At 72.8% G+C, this 17,869-nt stretch carries 11 protein-coding genes; 6 read left to right on the forward strand and 5 right to left on the reverse strand.

Annotated elements, in window-relative coordinates; all coding sequences use genetic code 11:
* Nucleotides 1–107: 107 nt before the first annotated feature.
* Nucleotides 108–1,559: a type VII secretion integral membrane protein EccD gene (gene eccD / locus HAV39_RS09245; protein WP_191838711.1), complete on the reverse strand. Its 1,452-nt coding sequence runs from the start codon at nucleotides 1,557–1,559 to the stop codon at nucleotides 108–110.
* 147 nt (nucleotides 1,560–1,706) lie between these two features.
* Between eccD and eccCa the strand changes: the two genes are divergently transcribed.
* Complete coding sequence (gene eccCa / locus HAV39_RS09250; RefSeq protein ID WP_191838712.1) at nucleotides 1,707–5,717, forward strand: type VII secretion protein EccCa; 4,011 nt, start codon at nucleotides 1,707–1,709, stop codon at nucleotides 5,715–5,717.
* Nucleotides 5,718–5,787: 70 nt separating this feature from the next.
* On the opposite strand, the gene HAV39_RS09255 is transcribed toward eccCa, so the two are convergent.
* Nucleotides 5,788–6,279: an inorganic diphosphatase gene (locus HAV39_RS09255; protein ID WP_120317434.1), complete on the reverse strand. Its 492-nt coding sequence runs from the start codon at nucleotides 6,277–6,279 to the stop codon at nucleotides 5,788–5,790.
* Between the two features lie 301 nt (nucleotides 6,280–6,580).
* Here HAV39_RS09255 and dacB point away from each other — a divergent pair, with 301 nt between their 5' ends.
* Entirely contained in the window at nucleotides 6,581–8,386 is a 1,806-nt protein-coding gene (dacB, locus tag HAV39_RS09260) for a D-alanyl-D-alanine carboxypeptidase/D-alanyl-D-alanine endopeptidase (protein ID WP_239120869.1), read from the forward strand.
* A gap of 3 nt (nucleotides 8,387–8,389) precedes the next feature.
* Here the strand turns inward: dacB and tilS are convergent, their stop codons facing one another.
* Together tilS and HAV39_RS09270 are read right to left on the reverse strand one after the other, a co-directional pair.
* Nucleotides 8,390–9,319 carry a tRNA lysidine(34) synthetase TilS gene (gene tilS, locus HAV39_RS09265; RefSeq protein WP_239120868.1) on the reverse strand — a complete coding sequence of 310 codons (930 nt, stop codon included), beginning with the start codon at nucleotides 9,317–9,319 and terminating at the stop codon, nucleotides 8,390–8,392.
* Between the two features lie 161 nt (nucleotides 9,320–9,480).
* Nucleotides 9,481–10,563 carry a zinc-dependent metalloprotease gene (locus tag HAV39_RS09270; protein WP_120317432.1) on the reverse strand — a complete coding sequence of 361 codons (1,083 nt, stop codon included), beginning with the start codon at nucleotides 10,561–10,563 and terminating at the stop codon, nucleotides 9,481–9,483.
* Nucleotides 10,564–10,622: 59 nt separating this feature from the next.
* Between HAV39_RS09270 and HAV39_RS09275 the strand changes: the two genes are divergently transcribed.
* Both HAV39_RS09275 and HAV39_RS09280 read left to right on the forward strand, forming a co-directional pair.
* The gene (locus HAV39_RS09275) at nucleotides 10,623–12,206 is read left to right on the forward strand and encodes a gamma-glutamyltransferase family protein (protein ID WP_191838714.1); all 1,584 of its coding nucleotides are present in this window, start codon (nucleotides 10,623–10,625) and stop codon (nucleotides 12,204–12,206) included.
* Nucleotides 12,207–12,271: 65 nt separating this feature from the next.
* Complete coding sequence (locus tag HAV39_RS09280; RefSeq protein ID WP_191838715.1) at nucleotides 12,272–15,565, forward strand: S8 family serine peptidase; 3,294 nt, start codon at nucleotides 12,272–12,274, stop codon at nucleotides 15,563–15,565.
* A gap of 80 nt (nucleotides 15,566–15,645) precedes the next feature.
* Here the strand turns inward: HAV39_RS09280 and HAV39_RS09285 are convergent, their stop codons facing one another.
* Nucleotides 15,646–16,599, reverse strand: coding sequence for a GlxA family transcriptional regulator (locus HAV39_RS09285; RefSeq protein ID WP_191838716.1), 954 nt, complete (start codon nucleotides 16,597–16,599; stop codon nucleotides 15,646–15,648).
* A 140-nt stretch (nucleotides 16,600–16,739) separates the two neighbouring features.
* On the opposite strand from HAV39_RS09285, the gene HAV39_RS43235 reads away from it, so the two are divergent.
* Entirely contained in the window at nucleotides 16,740–16,862 is a 123-nt protein-coding gene (locus HAV39_RS43235) for a hypothetical protein (protein ID WP_275413966.1), read from the forward strand.
* 4 nt (nucleotides 16,863–16,866) lie between these two features.
* On the forward strand, nucleotides 16,867–17,430 hold the full coding sequence (hpt, locus tag HAV39_RS09290) for a hypoxanthine phosphoribosyltransferase (RefSeq protein WP_120317428.1): 564 nt from the start codon (nucleotides 16,867–16,869) through the stop codon (nucleotides 17,428–17,430).
* Nucleotides 17,431–17,869 lie beyond the last annotated feature (439 nt).

The raw sequence follows: 17,869 nt of genomic DNA on the forward strand, positions 1-17,869 counted from the left end.
CCAGGCGGGGAGTCCGGAGTCTGGACACAGTGCCGCCATTCTCACACGGCTTTCCGCGCGGAGGAAGAATCGCCGCCCGTCTCACTGGGACGAGCCGGCGAGCCGGACTAAGCCGCCCAGCCCTGGATCAGTCCGTAGATGCCCAGCACCCAGGCCGCCACCGGCACCACCGAGACGACCACCAGCAGGTCGAACAGGTCGGCGGCACGGCCGACGTACGGCGAGGGGGCCTTGCGGGACCAGGTCTGCCCGGCCAGCACGATCACCATGGCCAGCACCACGGTGCCGACCGCGAAGAACGCCCGGGTGCTGCCCTCGGACAGCCACACCGCCGCGCCCAGCAGCAGCAGGTGCCCGAACAGGCCCGCGGCGACCAGCGGCACCCGCTGGCGCACCGTGACGAACAGGCGCGAGCGCAGCAGCAGCGCGGTCGCGCACACCGCGACCAGCACCCGGCCGGCGGTGCCGCCCGAGGTCACCAGGATGAACCCGGCCGCGGCCATCAGCACGGCGTATCCGATCAACATGCCCGTGAGCAGCTCCTCCGAGCGCGCCACGGCGGCGAACACGCGGGAGCGGTCGGGCAGGTCCGTGGCGGCCCCGCGGCTCGCCGGCACCATCGCGAACGCGTTCTCGCCGTCGGCCGGGCGCGGCGGGACCACCGAGGGCACCGGCACCTTGCCGAACCGGATGGCCAGCACCGGCACCAGGCCGATACCGCAGACCAGGGCGCTGACCAGGACCGCGGCCGCACCGGCCGCGCCCAGCCCGGCCAGCAGCGCGGTCAGCGCGCCGAGCAGCCCGGCGGTGCCGCCCGCGGTGAACACCCGCAGGCCGTGACCCACCCCCGCGGCGCCGAGCATCGCGAACAGCAGCACCGCCACGCAGCCGACCAGCAGCTGCGAAGCGCCGAGCCAGGACGGCAGCCCCGGTGCGCCCGCGCCGTCCGCGCCGCCGAGCACCAGCGCGCCACCCGCGAACGCGTACGGCAGGGCGAAGCCCGCCAGGGCGCTGCCGGTGACGCCGTCCCCGTAGGCCCGGGACGCCAGCACGCCGCCGACCAGCAGCAGCACCGCCACGGTCAGGCCGAGGTAACCGCCCGGCGTCCACTGCGGACCGCCGTGCACCAGTGCGAGCACTCCGGCCACCAGCAGCACGCCCGCGCCGACCAGGGTGGCCATCCGGGTGGCCGCCGGCGTCCACACCGTGCCGCGGCGGCGCGCGCCCTCGGCGATCGCCTCGACGACGTCGTCGTACTCCAGCTCCGGCCACTGTTCCTGGGCCGGGACCAGGTGCAGGATCTCACCGTCGCGCACCGACTGCTGCTGCAGCGACATGCTCTCGGTCAGCGGGCTGCCGTCGGCCCGGCGCAGCACCCAGCCGCCGTGCTGCTCGCCGTCGTCGGCGAGGCCGACCCCGGCATGGCGCAGCAGATCCGGCAGCAGATCCACGACGGTCACCTGCTCAGGCAGCGCCACGTCGACGCGGCGCTGCGGCGTGTGCAGCGTGATGCGGGCAAGGCCGGTGGGGGACGCGGTCGTGGCGGCGGGGTAGCTCACCCGGTACGTCTACCACGTTGTGGCGCAGCGCGTCATCCCGCGCCGTTCCCGCGCACGGGCGCGGCCGTGGCATTGCCGCGCACGGGCGCGGAGACGTGGCATGGCCTAGCATGGCGGGCGGCCGACCGTCTTGGGGAGGGCGTCGCAATGGGTACGGTGATCGTCAAGCGGGCGCCGCGGCGCCCCGCGCCCGAGATTCCGGCCGGGGAGCTCGTCATCGATGCGCCGCCGGAGATTCCGCAGGCCGCGGGCGGGCGCTGGCAGCAGGCCATGATGATCCTGCCGATGCTGGGCAGCGGCCTGGGCATGGCGATGATGGTGGGCCGCGGCAACGGCGACAAGATGTCCTATGTGGCCGGCGGCATGATGGGCGTGTCCAGCCTCGGCATGATCGCCGCGAGCCTGATGAACGGAGCCGGGCAGCCGAAGAAGGCCGAGATGATGGCGGCGCGCCGGGAATACCTGCGCCACCTGGCCGGTCTGCGCCGCCGGGCCCGCCAGGCCGTCCAGCAGCAACGTACGGGCCTGTTCTACCGCCACCCCGACCCGCAGCGGCTGTGGTCCACGGTGGACAGTTTCCGGCTCTGGGAGCGCCGCCCGCACGACCCCGACTTCGGCATCGTGCGCGTGGGCCTCGGCCCGCAGTCGCTGGCGACCCCGCTGCTGCCGCCGGAGACCCGCCCGCTGGAGGAACTGGAGCCGATGACGGCGGGGGCGCTGCGGCGCTTCCTGGACGCGTACTCCGTGGTCCCCGACCTGCCCGTGGCGCTGTCCCTGCGCGGCTTCGGCCGGGTGTTCCTGCGCGGCGACGGCGCCGCCCCGCGCAACGACGGCATGTACACCAGCAACACGGCCACCACCGGTTTCGCCGCCGACCACCGCGACGGCGGCGACGTGCACGGCCTGGCCCGCGCGATGCTCGCGCAGCTGGCGGTGTTCCACGCGCCCGACGACCTGATCATCGCGATCTGCGGCTCGTCCTACCGCCGCGAGGCGTGGGACTGGGCCAAGTGGCTGCCCCACCACCAGCACCCGAGCAAGGTGGACGCGCTGGGCCCGGCCCGGCTGTTCGCCACCTCCGCCCAGGAGATGGAGGGCCTGCTCGCCGAGGTGCTCGCGGGCCGGCCGCGGTTCGGGGCCGGGGAGGGCGCGCCGCACGTGGTCGTCGTCCTCGACGGCGCGGACATGGCCGGGGCGGGGCCGCTGGCCGTGCCCGAGGGCCTGTCCGGCATGACGATCCTGGACCTGGACTCCCCGCCGCCGCGGCTGCTGGAGCGCGGCATGCTGACCCTGGAGGTGCGCGGCCGGGAACGGGCGCTGCACACCGTCACGTCCGCCTCGGTCGCCGAGGTCGGCGTCGCCGACCGGCTCAGCGCGGTGGAGGCCGAGGCGCTGGCCCGCCGGCTCGCCCCGCTGCGCCTGTCCGCCACGACCATCACCAGCAGCAACGCGATGACCTCCGAGAAGGGCCTGGCCGATCTGCTCGGCGTCCCCGACCCGGAGCGCTTCGACGTGGCGTACGGCTGGTCGCCGCGCGCGAACCGCAACATGCTGCGGGTGCCGCTGGGCGTCGGCCCGGACGGCTCGCCGGTCGAGCTGGACATCAAGGAGTCGGCGCAGGACGGCATGGGCCCGCACGGCCTGCTCGTCGGCGCGACCGGCTCCGGCAAGTCGGAGCTGCTGCGCACGCTGGTGCTCGGCCTGGCCGCCACGCACTCCTCGGAGCAGCTCAACTTCGTGCTGGTCGACTTCAAGGGCGGCGCGACGTTCGCCTCGCTGGACCGGCTGCCGCACACCTCCGCGGTCATCACCAACCTGGAGGGCGAGAGCCACCTGGTCAACCGCATGGGCGACGCGATCACCGGCGAGGTGTTGCGCCGCCAGGAGCTGCTGCGGGCCGCGGGCAACTTCGCCAACCTCAAGGACTACGAGAAGGCGCGCACGGGCGGCGCGGCGCTGGCCCCGCTGGCCTCGCTGTTCATCGTCTGCGACGAGTTCTCCGAGTTGCTGACCGCCAACCCCGACTTCATCGACATCTTCGTCCAGATCGGCCGGGTCGGCCGGTCCATCGGCATCCACCTGCTGCTGGCCAGCCAGCGGCTGGAGGAGGGCCGCCTGCGCGGGCTGGACACCCACCTGTCGTACCGGATCGGCCTGCGCACCTTCTCCGCGATGGAGTCGCGGGCCGTGCTCGGCGTCGGCGACGCGTACGACCTGCCCAAGGCCCCCGGCCACGGCTACCTGAAGTTCGGCTCGGAGCCGTTGCAGCGGTTCAAGGGCGCGTACGTCTCCGGCTCGTTCAAGAAGGCGGGCGAGACCGCCGCCGCGCGCCGGGTCGACGGCCGCGACCTGGTCTACGACTTCGGCAACCACTTCGTGCCGGTGCCCCAGCGCCCGGCCAACGCCGAGCCCGAGGTCAACTGGGACGTCAAGCCGGGCGAGAGCCTGATGGACGTCATGATCGAGCGCATGGTGGGCCAGGGCCCGCCCGCGCACCAGGTGTGGCTGCCGCCGCTGGACGTCTCCGACCCGCTCGACCTCGCCTTCGGGCAGCTCGGCCTGGTCCAGGGTCGGGGCCTGACGGTGGCCAACCCCGATCTGCGTGGCGCGCTGCGGGTGCCGGTCGCCGTCGTCGACAAGCCCGCGCAGCAGCTGCGCGACCTGCAGTGGCTGCGGCTGGCCGACGGCGCGGCCGGCCACGTCGCGATCGTGGGCGGTGGTCAGAGCGGCAAGTCGACGCTGCTGCGCACGCTGATCACCGGGCTGGCGCTGACGCACACCCCGCAGGAGGCGCAGATCTACTGCCTCGACTTCGGCGGCGGCTCGCTGGGCGCGCTGCGCGAGCTGCCGCACGTCGGCGGCGTGGCGGGACGGCAGGACGCGCTGATGGTCCGGCGCACCGTCAGCGAGGTCGCGCAGCTGCTCAACATGCGCGAGACCCGCTTCGCCGAGCAGGGCATCGAGTCCATGGCGGCATACCGGCGGCTGCGCGCGGCGGGGCGGTTCACCGACGACCCGTACGGCGACGTGTTCCTGGTCGTGGACGGCTGGAGCACGCTGAAGGAGAGCTACGAGGACCTGGACCCGGTGATCACGGACTTCGCGACCCGCGGTCTGGCCTACGGCGTGCACGTCGTGGCGACCTCGCTGCGCTGGCGCGACTTCCGGGCCAACATCCAGGACCAGTTCGGCAGCAAGCTCGAACTGCGCCTCGGCGACCCGAGCGACACCATCTGCCGGGTCCGCAAGATCGCGCCGCAGGTGCCGTCGCGCCCCGGTTTCGGCCTCACCCCCGACGGCCTGTTCTCGCTCGCGCTGCGTCCGGACGTGGACGCCGTCGGCCACCGCGACGACCTGATCCAGCACATCGCCAAGCACTGGGACGGCATGCCCGCGCCGCGGGTGCGCATGCTGCCCACCGTGTACGCGTACGAGCGGATGCCGCTGGAGACCGGTGGGGAGTGGACGCTGCCGATCGGCCTCGCCGACGACCTCACCCCGGCGACCGTCGACTTCTACGCCGATGTGCACCTGACCGCGTTCGGGGAGAGCGAGAGCGGCAAGTCGACGCTGCTGCGCCAGATCGCCCGGACGATCACCCAGCGGTACACCCCCGACCAGGCCAAGATGATCATCATCGACCCGCGGCGCAGCCTGCTCGGGGCGGTGACCACGGAACACCAGCTCGCCTACATCAGCAACCTGTCCCAGATCCGCGACTACGTCGAGGCGATCCGGGTCCGGATGGAGGAGCGGCGGCCGCCCGACGGCACCCGCCCGCAGGACATGCCGCTGCGGCCCTGGCTGGCCGGGCGGGGCGAGTTCTTCCTCATCGTCGACGACTACGACGTGGTCGTCTCCGGTGGCAGCCACCCGATCGAGCCGCTGGCGGACTTCCTCTTCCAGGCGCGCGACGTCGGCCTGCACCTGATCGCGGCCGCCGGCGCGAACTGGGGCGGCACCCGGTCCAGCTACGACGCGGCGCTGTCGCGGCTGGCCGCCGCCAACGCGCCGTACCTGATGCTCTCCGCGGAGAACATCGTGACCGCGCCGTTCGGCAGCCGGATGAAGTACGACCGGATGCCGCCCGGCCGGGGCCGTCTCATCACCCGCCGCGGCTCGCGCCTGGTCCAGCTCGCCGAGCTGCCCGCGTTCTGAGCACCTGGCACCACGACGAAGGGGCGCGGCCGGAGAAACTCTCCGCCGCGCCCCTTCGACATGTCCGGCCTCAGTGGCCGCCGTTCTCCTTGGCGCGCGCGTACGAGCGCACGATCTCCGCCTCGGCCTCGGTGCGGCCGACCCAGGTCGCGCCCTCGACGCTCTTGCCGGGCTCCAGGTCCTTGTAGACCTCGAAGAAGTGCTGGATCTCCAGGCGGTCGAACTCGGCCACGTGATGGATGTCACGCAGGTGCTCCAGGCGCGGGTCGTCGGCCGGCACGCAGAGGACCTTGTCGTCGCCGCCCTTCTCGTCACGCATGCGGAACATGCCGATGGCACGGCACTTGATCAGACAGCCCGGGAACGTCGGCTCCTGGACCAGCACCAATGCGTCGAGCGGGTCGCCGTCCTCGCCCAGGGTGTTCTCGATGAACCCGTAGTCGGCGGGGTACTGGGTGGAGGTGAAAAGGGTGCGATCCAGCCGGATCCGCCCGGTCTCGTGGTCGACCTCGTACTTGTTGCGCTGCCCCTTAGGGATCTCAACCGTGACGTCGAAATCCATTTCACACTCCCATTGGCCTGTTAGTTCGCCGACGTTGGCGAATTTTAGCTAGTCTCGCCTGGCTGGTTTCGGGCATCGGAGGAGGGCCGCTTTGGGGAGGCAAGGTTCACACTACGGTGCCGAACCCGCAGATGCCGCGGGTTCGCCATCCGGCCCGCCGGGTGAGTGGGTGTGGAACGGCCGGGAATGGGTCTGGCAGCTCCACAGCGGTTATCCACAGGGCCAGGACCAGGGACGCGGCGGGTATCCACCGGCTTATCCACAGGACACAGCCCCGCGACCGGGTGCTTATCCACAGGATGTGCACAGCTCTCCCCAGGACCGCCAGCCCCACGGCGGCAATCCACAGGCTTACGGCTCGCCCTCCGGTCCGCAGGTCTACGGCACCCCGCAGGGCCAGCCCTCGCCCGGCTACGGCTCGGCCCAGGTGCCCCAGGGCCAGTACGGCTCCGCTCAGGTCCCGCAGGGCCAGGCGTCGCCCGGCTACGGTGCTGCCCAGGTGCCCCAGGGCCAGTACGGCTCGGCCCAGGTCCCGCAAGGGCCCGGAGCAGCGGCCGGGTTCGGCGCGCCGCCCACGGGCCAGAGTGCGCAGCCCCGCCCTTCCGAATATGGCCGTCCGGCCGGCCAGGGCGAGCCCTCGCCCGCCGGCGCCAAGGCCGGCAAGCCCAGGAAGCGCCGCAAGGGCGTGCTCGTCACCGTGCTGGCGCTGGTGGTCGCGCTCGGCGCGGGCGTGGGCGGGGTCGCCGTGTTCAAGCCGGACCTGATGTCGAACCTGCTGGCCGCGCCCGACTGGCAGTCGCCCAGCGCGGCTCCGCCCGCGGAGCCCGCGGCCGCGCCGGTGCTGGCCGCGTTGACCGGCGCCCCGGTGCCCGACGCCGCGCTGCTCAAGGGGGCGCTCGACCCGCTGATCGACGGATCGCCGCTGGGCAGCAACGTCAGCGCCTCGGTGGTCGACGTCGGCACGGGCGAGGTCCTCTACGAACGCACCCCCACCGCGATGATCACTCCGGCGTCGAACACCAAGCTGGTGACGGCGGCGGCCGTGCTCAGCACCCGGGGTCCCGACTACCGGATCGTCACCCGTGTCGTGGCCGGGCCGAACCCGGGCGAGGTCGTCCTGATCGGTGCGGGCGACGCCACGCTCGGCGTGACCTCGAAGAAGTTCTACGAAGGCGCACCCCAGCTCGACGATCTCGCCGCTCAGGTCAAGAAGGCGATGGGGACCACCCCGATCACCAAGGTCATCACTGACGGAAGCCTGTTCACCGGGCCTGTCACGTCTCCCGACTGGCCGTCGGACACCCTGAGTGAGGGCACCGTCTCCCGGATCACCGCGTTGATGATCAACGGCACGCGTTCCAACCTCAAGCAGCAGGTCATGCCGTTCACGTGGTACAGCGATCCCGAGCGCGCCGCCGGCGACGCCTTCGCGAAGCTGCTCGGGCTGACCGCCAGCGGCAAGGGCAAGGCACCCGAGACGGCGGCCACCGGCTCGGCAGCCCCGTCTTCACCGGGCAGCGCGGCCGGACCTCCGGCACCCGGCACGGAATTGGGATCGGTGCGTTCGGCGCCGCTGCTGCGCCAGGTCGAGCAGATGCTGACCGAGAGCGACAACACGCTGGCCGAGGCGCTGGCGCGCCAGGTGGCGCTGGCCAAGGGCCAGCCCGCCTCGTTCGCCGGGGCAGCCGCCGCGATGGAGCAGGTGGTGACCGAGCTCGGGCTCGACGCGGCGCAGAGCGACCTGCTGGACGGCTCCGGCATGTCGCCCAAGAACAAGCTCTCGCCGCAGCTGCTGACCGGCCTGCTGGTCAAGGCCGCGGGCGGCGCCGACTCGCACCTGTCCGACTTCTTCAACGGCCTGCCGGTGGCCGGCTGGTCGGGCACGATGCAGGCGCGCTTCGCCAAGTCGAAGGCGGGATTCGGCGTGGTGCGAGCCAAGAGCGGCACCCTCAACGGCGTCAACGCGCTGGGCGGGGTCGTGCAGACCGCCGACGGGCGGCTGCTGGCCTTCGCGGTGCTCGCCGACGGTGTCCCGGTCGACCGGGACACCGCCCAGAACGCCCTCGACAGGATCGCCGCGGCGATCGCGGTCTGCGGCTGCCGCTGAACCTCAGCCGCCGGTCAGCTCACCCGACCGGCGGCTCACCGCGATCCCGCCGGGCAGCAGCGTCGCGCCCTGCCCGCGCCAGGCCATGACCAGCGTGTCCAAGGCCGCGACGTGCCGGTGGGTCAGCGCCGCGCGGGGCGCGCCCAGCTCCGCGGCCCAGGCGTGCAGCACGCGGGTACGCAGCGCGGCCGGCAGCCCGCTCAGCGCGCCGGCGGACAGCCCGGCGGGGGCGCGGCAGCGTTCCAGGGCGTCGGCGGCCAGCTCGTCGAGCAGGTCGGCGTCCGCGCCCAGCAGGGCCGCGGACCGGGCCAGGTTGGCCACGACGCCCTCGCCGAGCGCGGCGACCAGCGCGGGCAGCGCGTCGGCCCGCACCCGCGACCTGGCGTACGACGGATCGGTGTTGTGCGGGTCCTCCCACGGCACCAGGTCCTGCGCCGCACACGCGGCCCGGCAGGCCGAACGCGGCACGTCCAGCAGCGGCCGGCTGAACCGGGCTCCCGCGTGCAGGCGGTGTGCGGGCATCCCCGCGAGACCGCGCGGGCCGGCCCCGCGCGCCAGCGCCAGCAGCACCGTCTCGGCCTGGTCGTCGCGGGTGTGTCCGAGCAGGACCGTCGCCGCGCCGAGCCGCCCGGCCGCCCCGGCCAGCGCCGCGTACCGCGCCGCGCGCGCCGCCGCCTCCGGGCCGCCGCACCCGCCGACGTCGACCGTCGCGACCTCCACCGGCTCGAACCCCTGCTCGCGAGCCCACTGCGCGACCTGCTCGGCCCGCCCCGCCGACCCCTCCTGCAACTGGTGATCGACGGTCACCAACCCGACCCGCCACCCCACCCGCGGCGCGACGAAAACCGCCGCCGCCGCCAGCGCCAACGAATCCGCCCCACCCGAACAACCCACCAACACCAGCGGCCGCGCACCCCCCGCGACCCCGTCCACCGACCGGTATCCCTGCCGCGACTCTGTAAGACTCGCGCCATCGAGGCCGTCCTGTTGCCGCAACTCCTTAAGAGTTGCGGCAGGCGCGGCAGGCGTGGTCGGCAGGGTGGTCAGGGTGTGGCGGATCGCGGTGCGGATCGCGGCGACCGAGGGGTCGAGCCTCATCCCCGGGTGTCGGCGGTGACCACGCGGGCCACCCACGCGTCGGGGTCGGCGATCTCGTCGAGGGTCGGCAGGGTCTGCTTCGACTCCCAGATCCGGTTCAGGCCGTCCATGCCGACCCGGTCCAGCACCGACTGCACGAAGACCCGGCCCTCGGCGTACTGCCGCATCTTGATGTCGATGCCCAGCAGGCGGCGCACGTACTGCTCGACCGGGTTGCCGGGGTTGCGCTTGCGGTCGAACGCCGCGCGGATCGTCGCGACGCTCGGGATGACCTGCGGTCCGACGCCGTCCATGACCACCTCGGCGTGCCCCTCCAGCAGGGTCAGCACCGCGGTGAGCCGGTCGAGCACGGCCCGCTGCTCGGGCGTCTGCACCGCCTCGATCAGCGACGCGCCGCGGGTGCCCTCGGGCGCGCGGGCCGCTTTGATCGCCGCGCCGAACTGCTGGTAGGCCTGGCTGAGCAGGTTCGCCGTCGGCGGCTCGGTGGCCTCGATGAAGGCCCGCACCTCGCTGAGGAAGTGCGCGCGCAGCCACGGCACGGCGGTGAACTGGGTCCGGTGGGTGACCTCGTGCAGGCACACCCAGAGCCGGAAGTCGCGGGGGTCGGCCTTGATCCGGCGCTCCATGGCGACGATGTTCGGCGCGACCAGCAGCAGCTGCCCCGCCTCCACCTGCCGGCCGGGTTCGGCGGGCGGCGCGGCGAAGATGTCGTACTGGCCGAGGACCTTGCCGGACAGGTATCCGAGCACCGCCCCGGCCTCCACGCCGGTCACCTTCGCGCCGACCAGGTTGCCGAGGAAGCCGACCTTCTCCTCCAGCTTGTCGGTCAGCGGCGTGATCACCGTGCGCAGGCCCTGCACGTTGACGTCGGCCCAGGTGCGCCGGTCGACCACGCGCACCGGCGCGTCCGGCACCTGCGGCGTCAGCTTCGTGTACTCGGCGACGTGGCCGATGGCCTCGTCGGCCAGTCGGCGCAGGTCGGCGACGACCGCGGTGGCCTCTTCCAAGGTCACCGATGGTCCGATCGGGCCGAACCGCGCGGCGGTGGTCGAGGCGAGATCCCAGTCCACGAGAGCCATAGGTAAGAACCTACTCTCCCGTAGCCGCATCGCCCCGCGCCACGTGTTTGGATCTAGGGATGCGACAAGCGGTGTACGCGCCCCAGGGAGTGGTGGCGACCAGTCAGCCGCTGGCCGCCCAGGCGGGTCTGGCCATGCTGCGTGAGGGCGGTTCGGCGGTCGACGCCGCGGTGGCCGCGGCGGTGACCCTGACCCAGGTGCAGCCCGGCTCCAACGACCTCGGCGGCGACCTGTTCGCCCTGGTCTGGGACGGCAAGGAGCTGCACGGGCTGAACGCCTCCGGGCGCGCTCCGGCGGCGTTGAGCCTGGCCGCGCTGACCGGGGCCGCGCAGCCGCCCAACGGCGCCCTCGGCGGGGCGCAGGCGCGGGCCCCGCTCGCCCCACCGGCCCGCGGCTGGCTGCCGGTGACCGTGCCGGGCGCCCCGGCGGGTTGGCAGGACCTGCACGCGCGGTTCGGGCGGCTGCCGTTCGAGCGGCTGTTCGCCGACGCGGTGCACTACGCCGAGCAGGGCTGGACGGTGTCGCCGACGGTCGCCCGGCGTTGGGCCGAGTCGGTGGCGGCACATCGCGCGCTGGACCACCCCGAGTGCCGGGCCTGGGCCGACGTGTACGCGCCGGACGGGCGCGCGCCGCGGGCCGGCGAGCTGTTCCGCAACCCGGGCGCGGGCCGGGCGCTGCGGCTGATCGGCGGCAGCCACGCCGACTCCTTCTACCGCGGTGAGATCGCGCAGGCGCTGGCCGCGTACGCGGCGGACACCGGCGGCCTGCTCACCGCCGCCGACCTCGCCGAGCACACCAGCACCTGGGTCGAGCCGGTGCGCACGGACTACCGCGGGCACACCGTGTACGAGATCCCGCCCAACGGGCAGGGGGTGGCCGCGCTGCAGGCGCTCGCGCTGCTCGACGGGTTGCCGGGGCACGGGCTGCACGAGCAGATCGAGGCGATGAAACTCGGCTTCGCCGACGCGCACGCGTACGTCGCCGACCCGGCCGCGTACCCGATGCCGGACCTGCTCGATCCCGCCTACCTGGCGGCGCGACGGGCGCTGATCGGGGACCGGGCCGGTGACCCGCCGCCCGGGGACCCGATGAAGGGCGGCACCGTCTACCTGGCCGCGGCCGACGCCGACGGCATGATGGTCAGCCTGATCCAGTCGACGTACCAGGGCTTCGGCTCGTTCGTGGTGCTGCCGGAGTACGGCTTCGGGCTGCAGAACCGCGGGGCCGGGTTCAGCCTCGACCCGGCGCACCCGAACGTGGCCGCGCCCGGCAAGCGCCCGTTCCACACGATCATTCCCGGGTTCCTCTTCCGCGACGGCGCGCCGCTGGGGCCGTTCGGCGTGATGGGCGGGCACATGCAGCCGCAGGGCCACCTGCAGCTGGTGCTGGCGACCGTGGACGACGGGCTGGATCCGCAGCAGGCGCTGACCCGGCCGCGCTGGTACTGGCACACCGAGCGGCAGGTCGAGGTCGAGCCGGAGTTCGACCCGGTGCTGGTCGAGCAGCTGCGGTCGCGGGGCCACGAGGTCACCGTCGCCACCGACCGGTCCACCTTCGGCATGGGCCAGGCGATCTGGCGTATCCCCGGCGGCTACGTCGCCGGCTCCGAACCCCGCGCCGACGGCCAGGCCGCCGCTTACTGAGAGCAGGTCCGGCGGGGCTGCGCCAAGTCCAGGCCCTACGCGTAGTCGTTGACGCCACTGTGAAGATGGCGACTTTTGTCCGGATTAGCTGCGGGTTCGCCCTGGTGGCGGGCGCGGCGGTGATACCGGCGGGCGGCGGTGCGGCCGCGCCGGACGGCCCGCAGAAACTCCAACCGGCCTCGCGGATCACGGCCGGGCGCGCGCCCACCAGCCGGCTCGCGAAGACCGACCGCAGCCTGCTCGACCGCACCGACGGCGAGCGCATCCCGGTGCTGGTCAAGCTCGACCACGACGCGGTCGCCAGCTATGCCGGCGGGGTGCCGGGCCTGGCCGCGACGAGCCCGGCGGCCACCGGCACCCGGCTGCGCGGCGGCGACGCGGAACAGGCGTACGAGCAGTACCTGGCACAGCGCGAGCAGCAATTCACCTCCGCGCTCGCGGCGAAGCTGCCGTCGGCGACCGTCGGCCAGCGGCTGCGCACCGTGTACGGCGGGGTGGCGCTGACGCTGCCCGCCAACGAGGTCAAGAAGCTGCTCGCCGTCGAGGGTGTGGTGGCCGTGCAGCGCGACGAGCTGCGCGAGCCGCTGACCGACTCGTCCAGTTCCTTCATCGGCGCGGACGTGCTGCAGAGCGGTGCCGGCGCGAACGGCGCCCCGACCAGCCAGGCGGGCAAGGGGGTCGTGGTCGGTGTGCTGGACACCGGCGCGTGGCCGGAGCACCCGTCCTTCGCCGACCAGGGCGTGCTGGCCGCGCCCCCGGCCAAGACGGACGGCTCGGCGCGCCGCTGCGACTTCGGCGACAACCCGCTGACGCCCGCCAAGGACGTGTTCCGCTGCAACAACAAGCTGATCGGGGGTGCGGCATTCCTCAAGGGCTACCTGGAGGCGTTCCCGGACGAGACCTACAAGTCGGCGCGCGACAGCGACGGGCACGGCACGCACACCGCCTCGACGGCCGCGGGTGACGTGCTGGCCTCGGCGAAGGTGTTCGGCGTCGAGCGCGGGCCGGTGCACGGCGTCGCGCCCGGCTCCTGGCTCAGCGTCTACAAGGTGTGCGGGGCCAACGGCTGCATGTCGTCGGACTCGGCGGCCGCGGTGGCGCAGGCGGTGCGCGACGGCGTCGACGTCGTCAACTTCTCCATCTCCGGCGGCACCGACCCGTTCAGCGACCCGGTCGAGATGGCCTTCCTGGACGCGTACGCGGCAGGGGTCTTCGTGGCCGCCTCGGCGGGCAACTCGGGCCCGGACGCCGGCACGGTCAACCACCTCTCCCCGTGGGTGACCACGGTGGCCGCCTCCACCCAGCGCCGCGAGTTCAGCGCGGGGCTGACCCTGCAGTCAGCCACGGCGACCGCGCAGCTGAGCGGGGCCTCGCTGACCGCGGGCGCCGGACCGGCCCCGCTGGTGCGGGCCGGCGACGTCGCCGCCTACAAGGGCGGCGCGACCTGCGCCAAGCCCGCGAAGAAGGGCCAGTTCACCGGGCAGATCGTCGTCTGCGAGCGCGGCGGCAACCCCCGCGTCGAGAAGGGCTGGAACGTACGCGAGGGCGGCGCCGTCGGCATGGTCCTCTACAACCCGAAGCTGCAGGACGTGGAGACCGACAACCACTGGCTGCCCACGGTGCACCTGGCCGACCCGGCGGTGCTGGAGTTCCTCGACGCGAACACCGGCATCACCGCGACGATCACCGCCGGGCAGGCCAACGCGGGCACCGGCGACGTGATGGCCGCGTTCTCCTCCCGCGGCCCCGGCGGCCTGGCGCTCAAGCCCGACGTGACCGCGCCGGGCGTGCAGATCCTGGCCGGACACACGCCGACCCCGGGCGCCACCGCGGGCGGCCCGGCCGGCGAGCTGTTCCAGGCCATCGCGGGCACCTCCATGTCGTCGCCGCACGTGGCCGGCGCGGCGGCGCTGCTGGCGTCCCGGCACCCGGACTGGACCCCGGGTGAGCTCAAGTCGGCGCTGATGACCAGCGCGGTCACCGAGGTCACCATCGAGGACGGCAAGACCCCGGCCGGGCCGCACGAGATGGGCGCCGGGCGGATCGCGGTGGACCGCGCCGACCAGGTCACGCTGACCGTGTCGGACTCCTCCTCCCGCATGATGTCGATGGCCGACGACGAGGTGCGCGCCGTCGACCTCAACCTGCCGTCGATCAACGCGCCGATCATGCCGGGCCGGCTCTCCACGGTCCGCACCCTGCGCAACATGACCGACCGGACCATGACGTACGCCGTGGCGAGCACCGCGCCGAAGGACAGCTCGATCAGCGTCCCGGCAGCGGTCACCGTGCCCGCCCGGGGCACCGCGCCGCTGCCCGTGACCATCTACTCCCGCGCGGTCGTGGACGGCTACCTGTCCGGCGAGATCCGGCTGACCGCGGCCGACGGCAGCCCGGCGCTGCACCTGCCGGTCGCCTTCCGGCCGTCCCAGGGCCAGGTGACGCTGGCCAGCACCTGCACCGCGAAGAAGGTGACGCTGGCCCGCACCGCGCAGTGCACCGTGACGGCCGCGAACACCGGTTACGACGACGCGCCGGTCGACCTCACCACCCGGCTGGACCCGGCGCTCGCCGTCACCGGCGTCGACGGCGGGGCCAAGCTCGACGGCCCGCGCGAGGTCAGCCACGACACCACGCTGCGCGGCATCGAGCCGGGCGCCCCGGACGTCGCGGAGCTGGACGACCGGGTGTGGAAGCCGCTGGACGTCGCCCCCGACGCGATCGGCGACGAGGAGATGATCAATTACGACGTGCCCGGGTTCGGCTACGCCGGCCAGACCTACCAGCGCATCGGCGTCGTCTCCAACGGCTACCTCGTGGTCGGTGGCGGCACCGCCCAGGACGTGCGGATCGCACCGCCGGGCACCGACGGCGAACAGGCACCCGACCCGGCCCGGCCCAACAACGTGCTGGCCCCGTACTGGACGGACCTCGACGGCTCGGCGGCCGACGGGGTGCGGGTGGCCACCGTCGAGGGCGGCGGCGTGGAGTGGATCGTCGTCGAGTGGCGGGTGAACCGTTTCGGCACCGAGGACACCCAGCGCTTCCAGGTCTGGCTGGCCATCGGCGAGGACGAGGACATCCGGTTCGCGTACGACGCGAAGGACCTGCCCGGCGGCACGAAGGGGTTCGCGGTCGGCGCGGAGAACGCCCTCGGCAAGGGCGTCCTGCGCAGCGAGCAGCCCGGCCCGGACCTGCGGGTGCGGAGCACCGGCGGGCACCCGGGCGGGGTGGCGTCGTACACCGTCAAGCTGCGGGGTGTCATGCCCTCGGACGCACGGGTGACCACCAGCATGACCAGCCCGGAGGTCCCCGGCACCACGGTGGTGCGCACCCGCATCCCGGTAGTCGCCCCGTAAAACGCCTGCTCCTGGGGTCACGAGGTTAAGAAGGGCACCTTCTACAACGCAGAGCGTTGTGAAGGTGCCCTTCCTTCGTCCTAGCGGGTGCGGAAGGTCTGGCGGTAGGTGGCGGGGGTGGTGCCCACGCGGCGGTGGAAGTGGTGGCGCAGGGTGGCCGAGTCGCCGAAACCCGCCCGGGTCGCCACCGACTCGACGGTCAGCTCGGTCTCCTCCAGCAGCCGCCGGGCCAGCAGCAGGCGCTGATGGGTGAGCCAGTCGTGCGGCGTCGCGCCCGTCTCCGCCCGGAACCGGCGCGCGAACGTGCGCGGGGCCATATGCGTGCGCGCCGCGAGATCCTCCACGGTCAGCTGCTCGTCCAGGTGCGTGAGCAGCCACTCCAGCAGCGGCTGCAGGGTGTCGCAGTCGACCTCCGCCGCGATCGGCGCCTCGATGAACTGCGACTGCCCGCCCGCCCGGTGCGGCGGCACCACCATCCGTCGGGCCAGCTTCGTCGCCACCGCCGTGCCCTGCTCCTGGCGCACCAGGTGCAGGCACGCGTCGATCCCCGCCGCCGTGCCCGCGCTCGTGATCACCCGCCCGTCCTGCACGTACAGCTCGTCCGGCGACACCAGCGCCGTCGGATGCCGCTGCGCCAGCAGCGCCGCATGCTTCCAGTGCGTCGTGCAGCGCCGCCCGTCCAGCAGCCCCGCCTGGCCCAGCAGGAACGCCCCCGAGCACACCGACAGGATCCAGGCCCCCCGCTCGGCCGCCGCGACCAGCGCCTCCACCGCCGCCGGGGGCACTGCCGAGGTCAGCGGATGCGCCGGCACGGCCACCAGGTCGGCGCTCGCCAGCGGCGTCAGGTCCGCGTGCGGCACGACGCTGAACCCCGACCGCGTACGGATCGGCCCGCCGTCCGGACTGCACACCGCGAACTCGTACGACGGGAACCCGTCCGCGCTCCGATCGGTCCCGAAAACCTCGCACAGCACCCCGAGCTCGAACGGGGCGACGTCGTCCAGGCCGAGCACGGCCACCCGATACAGCGACATGTGACTCACGCTACTCGATGAATGGCAGGAAATCGAGGGACCCTGTCATTCCTGCCACTGTCACCCGCGAACCGGACACGAGACACTTAATTCACTCCGGTGCGCACCGGCCCAAACCACTTCGAAACGGTGAGGCCGTCATGGAACAGTTCGTCTTCCTACTCGTGTTCCTACTGGTCACCGGTGTCGCGGGCCAGCTCGGGATGATCGTCACCAATTCCGACCCCGACGTGCGGCAGAGGCCCTTCATCCGGCAGTCTTGACCACATGGGCTGGTACGACGCGGACATAGACCGTGTGATCATCACTGAAGAGGAACTCCGCGGTAAGACCGCCGAGCTCGCCAAGCAGGTCGCCGCCGACTACGCGTCGGTCGACGGCCTGCTTCTCGTCTGCGTCCTGAAGGGCGCGGTCATGTTCATGGCCGACTTCTCCCGCGAACTCGGCAAGGTCGGCGGCCCACCCGTCGAACTCGAGTTCATGGCCGTCTCCTCGTACGGCCAGGGCACCACGTCCTCCGGCGTCGTACGCATCCTCAAGGACCTCGACCGGGACATCGCCGGCAAGCACGTCATCGTCGTCGAGGACATCGTGGATTCGGGTCTGACGCTCTCCTGGCTGCTCAAGTACCTGGAGTCGCGGTCGGCGAAGTCTGTCGACGTGGTGGCTCTGTTCCGGAAGCCTGAGGCGATCAAGGTGCCGGTGCCGGTGAAGTACGTGGGGTTCGATATTCCTACGGAGTTCGTGGTGGGGTACGGGCTGGACTACTCGGAGCGGTATCGCGAGGTGCCGTATGTGGGGATTCTCAAGCCTGAGGTTTATCAGCGCTGATCGTGGGTGGTTGCGCTCCGCAGGGGGTGCCGCCGGGTTCGCTGGGGGCCGCCAAGAGCGGGCGGCCCTTTACGCTCACTCCGGCGGCACCCCCTGCTCCGCTCCGGTAGGGGTGGTTGCGGTGGGTGGGTCGTGCGGGGTTTTTTAGGTTTGCCACGTCAGTTACGCCCCACACTCGGCTGCTACCTGGCCCCACAGTCACCACACGTGTCCTCAAGGACTGTCATGTGGGGCGTTACTCGTGGGGCGCAAGCAAGTCACCGTGGTCTCCACGGGAGCCGTCGACGGGGTTCTTGGGTGGTGTGGTTACCGCTGTCGCTTTTCCCTAATCTGTGGAGCCTTTTTCAGTTGCTGCGCGGAGCGGGGTAGGGGGCGGGGGCGCGTAAAGGGCCGCCCGGTCTTGGCGGCCACCCGGCACTGGAGCACTTCCACCAGAGCT

The sequence above is a fragment of the Catellatospora chokoriensis genome, assembly GCF_011297315.1.
Classification (GTDB): Bacteria; Actinomycetota; Actinomycetes; order Mycobacteriales; family Micromonosporaceae; genus Catellatospora; species Catellatospora citrea.